Source organism: Sphingomonas sp., assembly GCF_041661825.1.
Lineage (GTDB): Bacteria > Pseudomonadota > Alphaproteobacteria > Sphingomonadales > Sphingomonadaceae > Sphingomonas.
The window spans coordinates 1,082,603-1,095,557 of sequence record NZ_JBAZTU010000002.1 but is presented as its reverse complement, the minus strand read 5'-3'; the positions used below and the strand labels follow the sequence as shown (position 1 = coordinate 1,095,557).

Here is a 12,955-nt window from a genome sequence, read left to right as displayed (position 1 = left end):
TGCACAGCTTAAGAATCCGAAAGTCGCAAATGACAGGTCGTGGCAGGGTCCGGGCATTGTGCATTCAGTCAGTCGATTGACTCAGGCCGGCGTCCCGGCACGCTGGCCTCCAGGGACGATCAGCGCGTTCGGCGATCCGGTGCGAGACGTCGCCTGGCGTCGCGAAACGGTCCACGATTCGCCCTCGCTCCTGATCGAGGACAGCGCCTTGCCCTTCGCGCAGGCGCTGGGTCGCGACTATGCGCCGAACGACCAGTTCGCTTTCCCGTATTTCGGTGTGTTCCGCTGGCGGGTCGGGTCGTTCGAGCGCCTGATCGACGCGAATGCGATCCTGCGGATAAGGGGCGGCGAGGAGGCGTTCGAAACGCATCCGGTGCAGGGTGTCGGACATGCGAGCGCGATCCTTACGCCGTCGCCGGCGCTGCTGGACGAGGTGCGCGCCTTGTCCAGGCGGGCCGGCGGCGATGTGGCGCCGATCGTCACCTCGATGGACGATCGAACGCGGCTGATGGTGCACGACATCCTCTTCAACCCGATATCGACCATACTCGGCCGGGATGAAGCCTCGATCGATCTGCTGGCCGTGGCGATGGGGACTGGCTCGGCGGCACCGCCGCGGCCCTCGCCGCTGGTGGAAAAGGCGAAGGAGATCCTGCACGACCGCTTCGCCGAGCCCCTCTCGCTCGAGCAGATCGCCCGCGACCTGGGCGTCACGCCGGTCTATCTGACCCAGATCTTCCGGCGGCAGGAAGGCCTTCCGCTCTATCGGTATCAAACGCGCCTGCGGCTCAGCCGGGCGCTGCTCCTGCTTCCGGATTGCGCCAGCATCACGGAACTCGCCCTCGATCTCGGCTATTCGAGCCATGCGCACTTTACCGCGACGTTCAGCACGGTCTTCGGGATCACGCCAAGGGCGTTTCGGGCATCGCGCAATGGCGGCCGGCCGATCGACTGGACTGTCGCCCTTGGCGGTTCGCCTCAGGACTCGCGGAACGGCAGCGACCGCGAGGCCTGGCCGAACGCATAACGCCATCCCCTCGGCGTCCGCACATAGGTGTCGCTGAACCAGAGCAGGCGCGCAAAGGGCTGCCCGTCCTTGCCCCTGCCCCTGATGCGCAGGCGCGCGGTCACGACGGCGGTGCTGCCCCATACCCGCACCATCTGGGTTCCCGGGTCCTCGTCCTGGATCTCATACTCGTAGACCCGCTGCCGCGCTTCCTGGAGGATCTCGTCGCGCGTCACGACCGTCCCGTCACCCAGGATCAGCGCGAAGCTGGGGTGCAGGATCGCGTCGATGCGCTTCACGTCGTTGGTTTTCACCGCAAGCTGAAAGCGGCGATCCAGCTCGGCAACCTCCGCCGCGTCGGCGGTGGCGCGGGCACCGATGAACGGCGGCGGGGGGACGGGCAGGGTAAAGATCATCGTACAATCTCCTCACGGTCGGATCGCTTCGTTGAAAGGATGAGCGCGCCCGCAAGCGCGAGGGCCATGGCCGCAAAACGCCATTCGCTCGCGTCGCCGGGCTCGGCCAGCAGCCGGGGCAGATGGATCAGCGGCAGCCAGCTCAAGTACATCGCGGCCATCGTCCAGGCCGGCCCGCGCGACGGGCGAACCGCGAGCCACAGGCCGGCGGCGATCTGGGCAAGGCCGCTGGCATAGGGGGCAACCGACCGCATCGGCAGCCAGGCCGGGGTCAGCGCGGCGATGGCGGGGCCCTGCGACAGATGGATGCCGCCGAACAGCAGGAGAAGCATCGCGGCGGTGATCGGCAGCACCCGGCGCAAGCCGATCACCGCACCGCCGGCCGCTGCGGCAAGCGCGAGAAGGGCGGCCTCGGCCGGCGCGACCCAGGCGGTCGGGCGTGCGATCGCCGCGCCGTCGAACGGCAGGCTCAGCGCCAGGCTCGTCAACCAATACAGGGCGAGCGGCCACGCCCACCCCCGTCGGCAGGCAGCAACGATCGCGGCCAGACCAGCGAAGACGGCGCCGAAAGCGGCGCCCCTTCCGTCACTCGCCGCGCCGGCGGCGGCCTGGCCCGCCGAGCCGATCAGCAGCGCGTACCAGCCAAGGCTTTCCCCGCGGCGAACCCATCTCGCTCGATCTTCTGTCACCAGCAGCCAGCCTCCCCGCACCCCTCTAGGCGCAGAGCCAGTCAGCCGACTTTCGGAAAAGACAGGTCCGAAGCAGCGCTTACATCAAGGCGTTCGTGCTGGACGGGCTGAGGTCAGGCGCGCGCCGGCCGATCAGGCTATGGGCCGCCTGCCGCAGTAGCGGGGTGGCCTCGCCGGGCTCGAACAGCTGCGCGCTGACAAAGGCGCCGTTGATGAGCACTGCAAGCTGGCCAGCAAGCGCGTCCGGGTGCGCGACCCCAAGTCGTTCGGCGATATCCCGCAATCGCCGCCGCATCTCCCGCTTGTGAGCGGCCGCGACCTTGCGCGCGGGGTGGTCTCCGTCGGGGAATTCGGCGGCGACGTTGATCTGGGGACAGCCCCGGTACGCGGGGCGGCCCACCCGCTCGCCGATCCAGTCGAGATGCGCGTCAAGCTCGGCCGTCGGATTGTCCCGGTGCCGATCGGCCACCATGTCCCAGGTCCTCCAGAAATCCATATCCTCACGCTCGAGAAAGGCGGCGATCAGGTCGTCCTTCGTCCCGAAATGGCGATAGAGGCTGGTCTTGGCGACATCGGCATGTTTGACGACCAGATCGACGCCCACCGCACGCACCCCCATGCGATAGAAGAGCGCCGACGCCGTCTCCAGGATGCGCTCCTTCACATCGGCGCTTTGAATGTCGGGGGTAGTGGCGGGCTTCGGCATCGGAATCTCCAGTCAGGCCCGATTATCATATCGGCGATTGACTCGCTACAGACCTGTACGTATCACAAAAACAGACAGGTCTGTAGCGCAAAGGGAAAAGGTCATGGATGGGATGGAAAGCCGGAAGGGGCACCGCGTCGCGGTCTTCGGCGCGGCGGGACATACCGGCAGGTTCGTTATTGCCGAATTGCTGCGCCGGGGTTTGACGCCGATCGCCGTTGGACGCGATGCCGCCGGGCTTGCGGCGCTGGAGGGTGTCGAGCGCCGGGTCGCGTCGATCGAGGATCCGGCCTCGCTCGACCGGGCGTTCGCTGGCGCTGCTGCCGTGATCAACGGCGCCGGCCCGTTTCTCGAGACGGCCGAGGCCGTGGCAGCCGCTGCCATAAGAGCGGGTATCCCCTATCTCGACGTGACCGCCGAGCAGGCCAGTGCCAGCGCCCTGTTCGACCGGTTCGATGCCGATGCGCGCCGGGCCGGCGTCATCCTGATCCCGGCGATGGGTTTCTATGGCGGCCTTGCCGACCTTCTCGTCACCAGCGCCATGGGAGAGTGGGATTCGGCCGATGCGATCGAGATCGGCATCGCGCTGGATAGCTGGCACCCGACCCGGGGTACGCGGATCACGGGGGCACGGAATACCGCGCCGCGCCTCGCGATCGAGCAGGGGGCACTCGTACCGATCGCCTTGCCCGCCGCGACCAGGGCCTGGGATTTCCCGCCTCCCTTTGCCCGGCAGACCGTGGTCGAGCTGCCCTTCTCGGAGGTGATCCTGATTTCCCGCCATCTGCGGACAGGCACACTCCACACCCATCTCAACGAGACCGCGCTGAACGACATCCGCGATCCGGCGACGCCCGCACCAGTGGCAGTGGATGCCAGCGGGCGATCGGCGCAGCGTTTCCTGGTCGAAGCGGTGGTGACGCGCGGGGCGGATCGACGCCGAATCGCCGCTCAGGGCCAGGACATCTACGCTTTCTCCGCCCCGTTGATCTGCGAAGCGGTGGAGCGCCTTCTCGACGGGCGGTTCCAGGGAGTCGGCGTGCAGGCGCCGGGTGCCGCGTTCGATGCGCCGGATTTCCTGGGGGCCCTCGGCTGCGCAATAGCTTCTGATTCCGAGAATAATTTCAGGCAATAGCACCGTTTCGGTTCTAAGTCCTGTCACTCTGGGCGAGACGATGTCACATTGATGTAGAGGAGGAATAGGGCGTGAGAGGATGGAAGCGTATATCGATACGTGATATCGAAATAACTTTTTGCGATAATCCAACGATTACTGAGATATATGCATCTTTTATTGAGATAGACCCGTTTAATAATTTAGAATTTCTTGGAAATAAGCTGTATAAGGTCAGGTATGAGACATTTGACCATCCGTTGGTAGCGGTTCCGTTTATTACATTCGCGTCTGATATCGAGAAATCCGCCGCCGACGGGAGTGTTATAGTAAAATTCCTCGGACTGATTTCAGACGAGTCTGAAGGATATTTCTTGTCAACAGTAGGTATGGGGGCTGCGTCGATTCGACCATAAATTATGACATGAGTTACGGTGACACGTGTGGAGTGCATTGGACTGAACTGCACGCCATCGGTGAGGCACCATAATTGAGTGACGGTCTCCGAACAGGGCCCTTCACATCACCCGCTCTCGAACCCCCACCCAACACCCCCATCGATTCAAATCCCACCCCAAACCGCCTATCCCCGTCCGCATGAAATCCGGACCCCCCACCCGCTACAAGCCCGCCTTCGCCGAGGAGGCCCGCCGCGCCTATGAGCGTGGCGCCTGCGACAAGGACGTGGCGCACCGCCTCGGTATCGGCCTCGCGACGCTCCATCGCTGGCGCCACCGCCATCCCGAATTCGCTACCGCCATCGCGCTCGGCAAGGGCGAGGCCGACGATCGCGTCGAGCATGCGCTGTACCGGCGCGCGGTCGGCTACCAGTACAGGGTCGAGCCGGACATGCGCGTGGTCCTCGCCGATCCGCGCACCGCGCTGCAATGGCTCCGCATCCGCCGCCCCGATCGGTGGCGCCTCGACGAGTCCCGCGACGATGGCGGCGATCTCGCCCGCGACATCGAGGAGGCGTGGCAGCGCGTCGCTGACCGTCAGGATGGCGATGCGCAAGGCTGAGCAGGATGCCGGCCGGCTGCGCCGCGACATCGCCGGGTTCCGGTACGATCCGCTCACGCATGCGAAGTTCGTCTATCCCTGGGGCAAGGGCGCGCTGACCGGCTTGCGCGGCCCGCGCGCGTGGCAGCGCGAGGTCATGGCGACGATCGCCGCCCATCTCGCCAACCCCGCCACCCGCCACACGCCCTGTCGCATCGCCCGCGCCTCGGGCCATGGCATCGGCAAGTCGGCGCTGATCGCGATGCTGATCAAATGGGGCCTCGATACCGCCGTCGATACGCGCATCATCGCGACCGCCAACACCGAGAGCCAACTGCTCACCAAGACCGCGCCGGAGATCATGAAATGGCATAACCTGTCGATGACCCGGGACTGGTTCCGCGCCACCGCGACCTCGCTCGTCTCGGTCCAGACGGGCCGCGATCGCAGTTGGCGGTCGGATCTCGTCACCTGGAGCGTGGTCAACACCGATGCGTTCGCTGGCCTGCACAACCAGGGCAAGCGCATCATCCTGATCTTCGACGAAGCCTCGGGCATCGCGCCGAAGGTGTGGGAGGTGGCGCTCGGCGCGCTCACTGACGAGGAGACCGAGATCGTCTTCCTTGCCTTCGGCAACCCCACGCTCAACAGCGGCGCGTTCCATGATTGCTTCAATCGCCACCGCCATTTGTGGAACGCCGCGCAGATCGACAGCCGCACGGTCGAGGGCACCAACAAGGCTTATCTGGACGAGCTGGTCGCGACCTATGGCGAGGACAGCGACATCGTCCGGGTCCGTGTGCGCGGGCAATTCCCCACTGCCTCCTCGATGCAGTTCATCTCGACCGCTTTGGTCGATCAGGCCCGGGTGCGCGAGGTCTATGGCCTCACCACCGATCCGCTGATCTTCGGCCTCGATTGCGCGCGCTTCGGCGACGATCATTCGACCCTCGCGATCCGCAGCGGTCGCGATGCCCGCTCGCGCCCGTGGAAACGCTGGCAGCGCGCGGATGCGATGGCGCTTGCCGGGGACGTCGCGCTCCAGGCCCAGGCGTTGAAGCCCGACGCGATCTTCGTCGATGCCGGCAATATCGGCGCCGCGGTGATCGATCGCCTGCGGCAATTGGGCGTCGAGAATGTCCATGAAGTGTGGTTCGGCGCCAGGGGCCGCGATGCGCTCTGGGCCGGTGAGCTGCGCGTGCAGACTGCCAACAAACGCTCGGAGATGTGGACCAACATGCGCGGCTGGCTCGCCGGCGGCGCCATTCCCGACGAGGAGGCGCTGGCGACCGATCTCACCGGTGTCGAATATGGCTATGCCGCCGACCAGGTCTCGATCCTGCTCGAGAAGAAGGAGCATATGAAGGCCCGCGGCCTCGCGTCGCCCGACGATGCCGACGCGCTGGCCCTGACCTTCGCCGAGCCCGTGAGCCCTCGCGAGAATCCCTATTGGCCCGAACCGCGCAGCCGCCGGCACGAGCGCGAGGAGACGGACGACGAAATCCACGCCAGCATCTACCGGGAGCTGTACGAGGACAATGACGACATTTACCGGGAGCTGAGGGAGGACGCTCAAGACCTTTATCGGGACCTCAGATGAGGGTCTTCTTCGCCCCACCACCCGCAACGTCGCCCCGGACTTGATCGCATCAACCAGTTTCTGCTTCCCCGGCGGAGGCCGGGGCCCAGTCGGGAAGGTTCCAGCGATGGCGCGCCACATTGGTCGCCGGCGTCCCCCAACTGGACCCGGCCTTCGCCGGGGAAGTGTCTGCGTCGGAAGGGACTGGGCCGGCTTGGCCATGGTTACGCGATCATCGCGCACGACGCTCGCGACAGTAAATCCAAATGCTCCTTAACCGACTCTCACATTGTGCAAGTAAAAATAAAGTAGCGAGAATCGCTATTGGTCCAATAGTAGAAGAAACATGACTCACAGTGCGCAATAACGCTGAACAAAAATGTGCTAAACCGTCACCAGACCCCGAATGAGAGCCCCGAAAAAAACACGTAAACCGACTCTCACATTCCCGTCATGACTTTAGAAAAATGCCCATGTCGTCACATGTCGAGTTGCTTCACTGCCTCGTTCCAGCTCCGGATATTGTCCCGCGCCTCCTGCACGAAGGCGGAACGGCGCACGATCCCCAGGAACAGGTCGGCGATCCACTTGCCCGGGCGCTTCAGGGGCCGCTCGAACTGGATCAGCAGCACCACCCGCGTGCCGGCCGTGTCGTTCCACACCTCATGGTCATAGGTGTCGTCGAACACCAAAGTCTCGCCCTCGGCCCAGCGCACCACGCGGTCGTCCACGCGCATCCGCACATCGCCGTCGCGCGGCACGATCAGGCCGAGATGGCAGGTGATCAGCCCCTTGGTCACGCCGCGATGCGCCGGGATATGCGTGCCCGGCGCCAGGATCGAGAAGAAGGCGCTGTTGAGCTCGGGGATCCGCGCGACGATCGCCGCGGTCTTCGGGCACTCAGCCAGATTGTCCTCGATCGGGTAGCTGTACCCCCACAGGAAGAAGGATCGCCACATGTTCACCGCCGCGATGGCGCGGTGATCGGGGGAGATGGTGGCCAGGCTCGGCGAGGCATCGCCCTGCAGCGCGACCGAGATCGCCTCCTCGCGGATGTCCTGCCAATGCTCGCGCAGCAGCGCCGTCCAGGCGAAGTCGCGCACGTCGAGCACCGGATCGTTCGAGACGAGCGAGGACGACGCGATCAGCCGGTCGAACAGCCCGCGCAGATGCTTGCCATATCTGATGATCAGCGGCCGGTTGCGCTCCGCCTCCAGCTTCGGCTTCGGGCTCGGCACGCCCGAGATCACCGTGAGATCGGGGATTCGCGAACCGTGTGGGGGCGTCCTGCCCGATTTGCGCCACAAAGCGCCCGCGTCCGGTCTCGTCTCGACGCCCATCTGCTACCACGCCTCCGTACGCTACTGGCGCTGCAACGGCCCGGAAAAGCCAAGGATGCGGCGCGGTCGATCTTTCGCCCGAACAACGGGACGAACGAATCGTTATCGGTCGTGTTCGTCCAAATCGTGGCGGCGGCGTGGTGTTTCACGGCAGGTTCAGCTTGCCGACACCAACGCTGGCCGCGGCCCGATTACGCCGCTAGGATCGATTCATGCATGTAACCCCGCGCGCGCTGCGCCTGTCGCTCATCGCCTCGCTGCTGCTCGGCCTGTCGCCGACGGTCAGCGGCCAGACCGTTCCCGCCGTCGATACGGGCTCGAATCCTGTGCCCGTCCCGGGCTCCAATAACATCGCGAGCCGCGAGGCATGGCTGTACAAGGGCAGCGACATCGTCCCCGACGCCGCCTGGCGCTTCGGCACGCTGACCAACGGCCTGCGCTATGCCGTGCGCAAGAATGGCGTGCCGCCGGGCCAGGTCTCGGTCCGCGTGCGCATCGACGCCGGCTCGCTGATGGAGCAGGACAGCGAACTTGGTTACGCCCATCTGATCGAGCATCTTTCCTTCCGCGGCTCCGAATTCGTGCCCGACGGCGACACCAAGAAAGTGTGGCAGCGGCTCGGCGCCACCTTCGGCTCGGACAGCAACGCCCAGACCACGCCGACCCAGACGGTCTACAAGCTCGATCTGCCCAATGCGTCCGAGGCGAGCCTCGACGACGCGCTGAAGATCCTCGCCGGCATGGTGAGCAAGCCGAACATCACGCCCGCCGCGCTGACCGCGGAGCGGCCCGCCGTGCTGGCGGAGCAGCGCGAGCAGCCCGGCCCGCAGGTCCGGCTGTCGGATGCGATGAACGCTGCCTTCTTCGCTGGCCAGCCTTTCGCCGATCGCTCGCCGATCGGTCACACCAAGGAACTGGAGGCAGCCACTGCCGACACGGTCAGGGCCTTCCACGACCGCTGGTACCGGCCGGAGCGTGCCGTCGTCGTCGTCTCGGGCGATCTCGACCCCGCGCTCTTCGAACGCCTCGTCGCCAAATATTTCGGCGCGTGGCGCGGCACCGGGCCGGCGCCGGCCGAGCCCGATTTCGGCGTGCCCGACGCGAAGCAGCCGACCACCAAGGCGATCGTCGAACCCGGCCTGCCGACCATGGCGATGATCGCGGTGCTGCGTCCCTGGAAGTTCAACGCCGACACCGTGATCTTCAACCAGAACCGCCTGGTCGACATGGTCGCGCTGGCAGTGATCAACCGGCGGCTCGAGACGCGGGCAAGGGCGGGGGGCAGCTATGTCTCGGCCCGGGTCGGCCTCGACGATCCGGCGCGTTCGGCCAATGTCACCTTCGTTCAGGTCGCGCCGGTCGGCGACGATTGGGAAGCAGCGATGAAGGATGTGCGCGCGGTGATCGCCGACGCGCAGGCCTCACCCCCGTCCCAGGCCGAGATCGATCGCGAACTCGCCGAACAGGGCATCGCCTACAAGACGATGGTCGATACCGCGCGTGCCGATGCCGGCAGCAAGCTCGCCGACGACATGGTCCAGGCCGTCGACATCCGCGAGACGACGACCAGCGCGGCGGTGATCCAGAACGTGTTCCTCGATGCGCGGCGCAAGGGCATGTTCTCGCCACCGCGGATCCTCGCCTCGACCAGGAAGATCTTCGAGGGCACGGCTACCCGCGCAATCGTCAGCGCACAGAAGCCCGAAGAGGGTGCCGCCACGAAGCTCGCCGCGGTGCTCAGCGCCGATGTGAAGGGCGTTGCCGGCATCCGCAGTGCCCAGGCCGCGGTCAATTTCTCCAAGCTGCCCAAGCTCGGGCCGCCGGCCAAGGTCGTCAGCCGCCGCAAGATCTCGGAATTCGGGCTCGAACAGGTCCAGTTCTCCAACGGCGTCCGCCTGATGGTCTATTCGACCACGTCGGAGGACGACCGGGTCTATGTCCGTGTGCGGTTCGGCAAGGGCTTCAACGCGCTGCCGGCGGATCGTGAGAGCCCGGCCTGGGCGGCCGAGTTCGCGCTGATCGCCGGCGGCATCGGCAAGCTCAAGCAGGGCGATATCGACGCGATGGCTGCCGGCCGCCGCATCGGCCTCGACTTCGACGTCGACGACGATGCGTTCCAGTTCGCCGCCATGACGTCACCCGGCGACCTGGCCGACCAGCTACGGCTGATGGCGGCCAAGCTCGCCGCACCCGCCTGGGACCCGAGCCCGCTCGCCCGCGCCAAGACGGCAGTGCTGGCGAACTATGCCGGCCTCGAATCCTCGCCCGACGGCGTGCTCGCGCGCGATCTGGACGGCCTGCTCCGTGCGGGCGATCCGCGTTGGGGCACCCCGACCCGCGACGAGATCCGCAACACCACGCCCGAGGCGTTCCGCGCGCTGTGGGAGCCGCTGCTCGCGACCGGCCCGATCGAGGTTCAGGTGTTCGGCGATATCGGCACCGACAAGGCGATCGACGCGGTCGCGCGCAGCATCGGGGCGCTCAAGCCGCGCACCGACGATGCGCGTCCGGTGCCGCCGGTACGGTTCCCTGCGCACAACGTCACCCCGGTGGTCCGCACGCATGATGGCCCGGAGAACCAGGCTGCGGCGGTGATCGCCTGGCCGACCGGCGGCGGGGTCGAGGGCATCGCCGAGAGTCGCCGTCTCGATGTGCTCGCCGCGATCTTCAGCGACCGGCTGTTCGATCGGCTGCGCTCGGAAGCGGGCGCGAGCTACAGCCCCAATGTGTCGAGCAGCTGGCCGATCGGCTTGCCCAGCGGCGGCCGCCTGATGGCGGTCGGCCAGGTGGCCCCGGTCAACCTGCCGCTGTTCTTCAAGCTCTCGCGGGAGATCGCTTCTGATCTGGTCGCCAACCCCGTCAGCGACGACGAGCTGCGCCGGACGATCGGCCCGATGATCGAGGTGCTCAAGCGTCAGTCGACCGGCAACCAGTTCTGGATGCTCAACCTCGAAGGCGCGACCTATGATCCGCGCCGCATCGCTGCCTTCCGCAGCGTGCTCAGCGACATCTCGACCTTGACCTCGGCGCAACTGCAGGAAACCGCGCGGAAATATCTGCGCCCCGATACGGACTGGACGATGGAGGTTCTGCCGAAGTCGGTAGCCGGGACGATCGCCTCGGCGAAGTAAATCCCTCTCCCAGCGGGAGAGGGAAGGAGCCGCGAAGCGGCGGAAGGGTGAGGGCGAAGGCCTGTTTTCGGTCACCCTCATCCGGCCCTTCGGGCCATCTTCTCCCGATGGGAGAAGGGTTCAGGTCATCGATTCAACCTGCCGTCTCGACATGCCAAACAAAGGGCATGCCTACCCCTTGTACAACGCGTCCAACCTCGGCCCGTACACTTCCTTCAGCACATGCCGCCGGATCTTCAGCGACGGCGTCAGCTGCTCGTTCTCGATCGTGAAGTGCTGGTCGGCCAGGATGAAGCGACGGACGCGTTCGATCACCGACAGGTCCTTGTTGACCCGCTCGACCGCCGCGCCGATCGCAGTGCGATAGCTGCTGTTCTCGGCCAGGCGCGAGAAATCGCACGCGTCGCCGTTCTTGGCGCACCATTCCTGCGTCCATTCCGGATCGGCGACCAGCACTGCGACCATATACGGCTTGCGGTCGCCATAGATCATCGCCTGGACGATCTCGGGCTGGAGGGTCAGCATGCCCTCCACCTTTTGCGGCGCGACATTGTCGCCCTTGTCGTTGACGATGATGTCCTTCTTGCGGTCGGTGATCTTGATCCGGCCCTTGTCGTCGATCAGGCCGATATCGCCGGTGTGCAGCCAGCCGTCCTTGAGCACCCGCGCCGTCTCGGCCTCGTTGCGCCAGTATCCGTGCATCACCAGCTCGCCGCGCACCAGGATCTCGCCGTCCTCGGCGATGCGCACCTCGGTGTTCTTGAGCGGCGGGCCGACGGTGTCCATGCGCAGGCCCACCGAGGGGCGGTTGCACGAGATGACCGGCGCCGACTCGGTCTGGCCATAGCCTTGCAGGAAGGTCAGCCCGAGCGACTGGAAGAAGATGCCGACCTCGGGCGTCAGCGGTGCGCCGCCCGACACCATCGCCTTCATCCGTCCGCCGAAGCGCTTCTGGATCTTGGGCTTGAGCGTCGCCTTGAGGAACAGGTTCATCGGCTGGTCGAGCAGCCCCATCCGCCCCTCATATTCCTTGGCGCCGATCTCCTGCGCCTTGCCGAGCAGATAGTTGGAGAACTTCCCCTGTTTCTCCACGGCCTTGGAGATGCGCGTGCGCAGCACCTCGAACAGGCGCGGCACCACGACCATGATGGTCGGCCGCGTCTCCTCGATATTGGAGGCGAGCTTGTCGAGCCCTTCCGCATAATAGATCTCGGCGCCCAGCCCGATCGGGAAATGCTGCCCGCCGGTATGCTCGTACGCATGGGAGAGCGGGAGGAAGGACAGGAACACCTCGTCCTCCCAGCCGAAATCCTCGCTGATCACGGTGCAGCAGCCATCGACATTGTGCAGGATCGCGCCGTGATGCTGCATCACCCCGCGCGGCGCGCCGCCGGTGCCGCTGGTGTAGATGATGCAGGCGGTGTCGTCGCGCGTCGCGGTGCTGATGACGGCGGACGGATCGGTCTTGTGGTCGGCGATCAGCTTCGACCAGCCATGCACCTCGAGCGAGCCGGACTGGCCGACGCGGATATCCTCCATGCCGATGATGATCTTGGCGTGCTCCGCGCGGATCGCGGCGGGCAGCAGGGTCCTGGCCAGCTTCGCGGTCGATACGATCACTGCCTTCGCCGCCGAATTCCCGATGATATGGGTGTGATCGCGCTCGGTATTGGTGATGTAGGTCGGCACCGTGATGCAGCCCGCCGCCATGATCGCCAGGTCGCTGATGCACCATTCGGGGCGGTTCTCCGCCACGAGCATCACGCGGTCGCCGGGCTCGAGCCCGATCGCCTTCAGCGCGGTGGCAAGGCTGGCGACCTTCTCCGCGGTCTCGCGCCAGCTCGTCGACACCCAGGCATTGTCCGCCTTGTGCCAGAGGAACGGCTTGTCGCCTTTCTCGCGGGCGCGCGAGAAGAACATGGTGACCAGGTTGGGGAAATGTTCGAGCGTTCGCATGGTCTCTCCCGGGGAGGGG

The 12,955-nt window shown here is 65.9% G+C and carries 10 protein-coding genes; 5 read left to right on the top strand and 5 right to left on the bottom strand.

What is annotated here, in order from left to right:
* Positions 1-58 precede the first annotated feature (58 nt).
* The gene (locus tag WC729_RS12385; protein WP_372853081.1) at positions 59-1,027 is read left to right on the top strand and encodes a helix-turn-helix domain-containing protein; all 969 of its coding nucleotides are present in this window, start codon (positions 59-61) and stop codon (positions 1,025-1,027) included.
* Here the strand turns inward: WC729_RS12385 and WC729_RS12380 are convergent.
* From WC729_RS12380 to WC729_RS12370, 3 genes are all read right to left on the bottom strand, one after another.
* On the bottom strand, positions 979-1,422 hold the full coding sequence (locus WC729_RS12380) for a nuclear transport factor 2 family protein (RefSeq protein WP_372853079.1): 444 nt from the start codon (positions 1,420-1,422) through the stop codon (positions 979-981). The genes WC729_RS12385 and WC729_RS12380 overlap by 49 nt on opposite strands.
* Positions 1,419-2,111: a hypothetical protein gene (locus WC729_RS12375; protein WP_372853077.1), complete on the bottom strand. Its 693-nt coding sequence runs from the start codon at positions 2,109-2,111 to the stop codon at positions 1,419-1,421. Before WC729_RS12375 ends, WC729_RS12380 begins: the two co-directional genes overlap by 4 nt.
* Positions 2,112-2,190: 79 nt before the next feature.
* Positions 2,191-2,817 (bottom strand): TetR/AcrR family transcriptional regulator, encoded by a 627-nt coding sequence (locus tag WC729_RS12370; RefSeq protein WP_372853075.1) that lies wholly within the window; start codon positions 2,815-2,817, stop codon positions 2,191-2,193.
* Positions 2,818-2,920: 103 nt separating this feature from the next.
* On the opposite strand from WC729_RS12370, the gene WC729_RS12365 reads away from it, so the two are divergent.
* The 3 genes from WC729_RS12365 to WC729_RS12355 all read left to right on the top strand — a co-directional run bounded on the left by WC729_RS12365 (position 2,921) and on the right by WC729_RS12355 (position 6,530).
* The gene (locus WC729_RS12365) at positions 2,921-3,952 is read left to right on the top strand and encodes a trans-acting enoyl reductase family protein (RefSeq protein WP_372853073.1); all 1,032 of its coding nucleotides are present in this window, start codon (positions 2,921-2,923) and stop codon (positions 3,950-3,952) included.
* A 576-nt stretch (positions 3,953-4,528) separates the two neighbouring features.
* A complete protein-coding gene (locus tag WC729_RS12360) occupies positions 4,529-4,951 on the top strand; it encodes a hypothetical protein (RefSeq protein WP_372853071.1) in 423 nt (140 codons plus the stop codon).
* Positions 4,932-6,530 (top strand): terminase, encoded by a 1,599-nt coding sequence (locus tag WC729_RS12355; RefSeq protein ID WP_372853069.1) that lies wholly within the window; start codon positions 4,932-4,934, stop codon positions 6,528-6,530. The genes WC729_RS12360 and WC729_RS12355 overlap by 20 nt, the downstream gene beginning before the upstream one ends.
* Before the next feature lie 458 nt (positions 6,531-6,988).
* Here the strand turns inward: WC729_RS12355 and WC729_RS12350 are convergent, their stop codons facing one another.
* On the bottom strand, positions 6,989-7,849 hold the full coding sequence (locus tag WC729_RS12350; RefSeq protein ID WP_372853067.1) for an aspartyl/asparaginyl beta-hydroxylase domain-containing protein: 861 nt from the start codon (positions 7,847-7,849) through the stop codon (positions 6,989-6,991).
* A 212-nt stretch (positions 7,850-8,061) separates the two neighbouring features.
* On the opposite strand from WC729_RS12350, the gene WC729_RS12345 reads away from it, so the two are divergent.
* Positions 8,062-10,980 (top strand): M16 family metallopeptidase, encoded by a 2,919-nt coding sequence (locus WC729_RS12345; protein WP_372853065.1) that lies wholly within the window; start codon positions 8,062-8,064, stop codon positions 10,978-10,980.
* A gap of 171 nt (positions 10,981-11,151) precedes the next feature.
* Here the strand turns inward: WC729_RS12345 and WC729_RS12340 are convergent, their stop codons facing one another.
* Positions 11,152-12,936, bottom strand: coding sequence for a long-chain fatty acid--CoA ligase (locus WC729_RS12340; protein WP_372853063.1), 1,785 nt, complete (start codon positions 12,934-12,936; stop codon positions 11,152-11,154).
* Positions 12,937-12,955 lie beyond the last annotated feature (19 nt).

Excerpts from the sequence above, each read along its gene's own strand:
- WC729_RS12380 (WP_372853079.1), bottom strand. The coding sequence starts at position 1,422 with ATGATCTTTACCCTGCCCGTCCCCCCGCCGCCGTTCATCGGTGCCCGC.
- WC729_RS12370 (WP_372853075.1), bottom strand. The coding sequence starts at position 2,817 with ATGCCGAAGCCCGCCACTACCCCCGACATTCAAAGCGCCGATGTGAAG.
- WC729_RS12365 (WP_372853073.1), top strand. The coding sequence starts at position 2,921 with ATGGATGGGATGGAAAGCCGGAAGGGGCACCGCGTCGCGGTCTTCGGC.
- WC729_RS12360 (WP_372853071.1), top strand. The coding sequence starts at position 4,529 with ATGAAATCCGGACCCCCCACCCGCTACAAGCCCGCCTTCGCCGAGGAG.
- WC729_RS12355 (WP_372853069.1), top strand. The coding sequence starts at position 4,932 with ATGGCGATGCGCAAGGCTGAGCAGGATGCCGGCCGGCTGCGCCGCGAC.
- WC729_RS12350 (WP_372853067.1), bottom strand. The coding sequence starts at position 7,849 with ATGGGCGTCGAGACGAGACCGGACGCGGGCGCTTTGTGGCGCAAATCG.
- WC729_RS12345 (WP_372853065.1), top strand. The coding sequence starts at position 8,062 with ATGCATGTAACCCCGCGCGCGCTGCGCCTGTCGCTCATCGCCTCGCTG.
- WC729_RS12340 (WP_372853063.1), bottom strand. The coding sequence starts at position 12,936 with ATGCGAACGCTCGAACATTTCCCCAACCTGGTCACCATGTTCTTCTCG.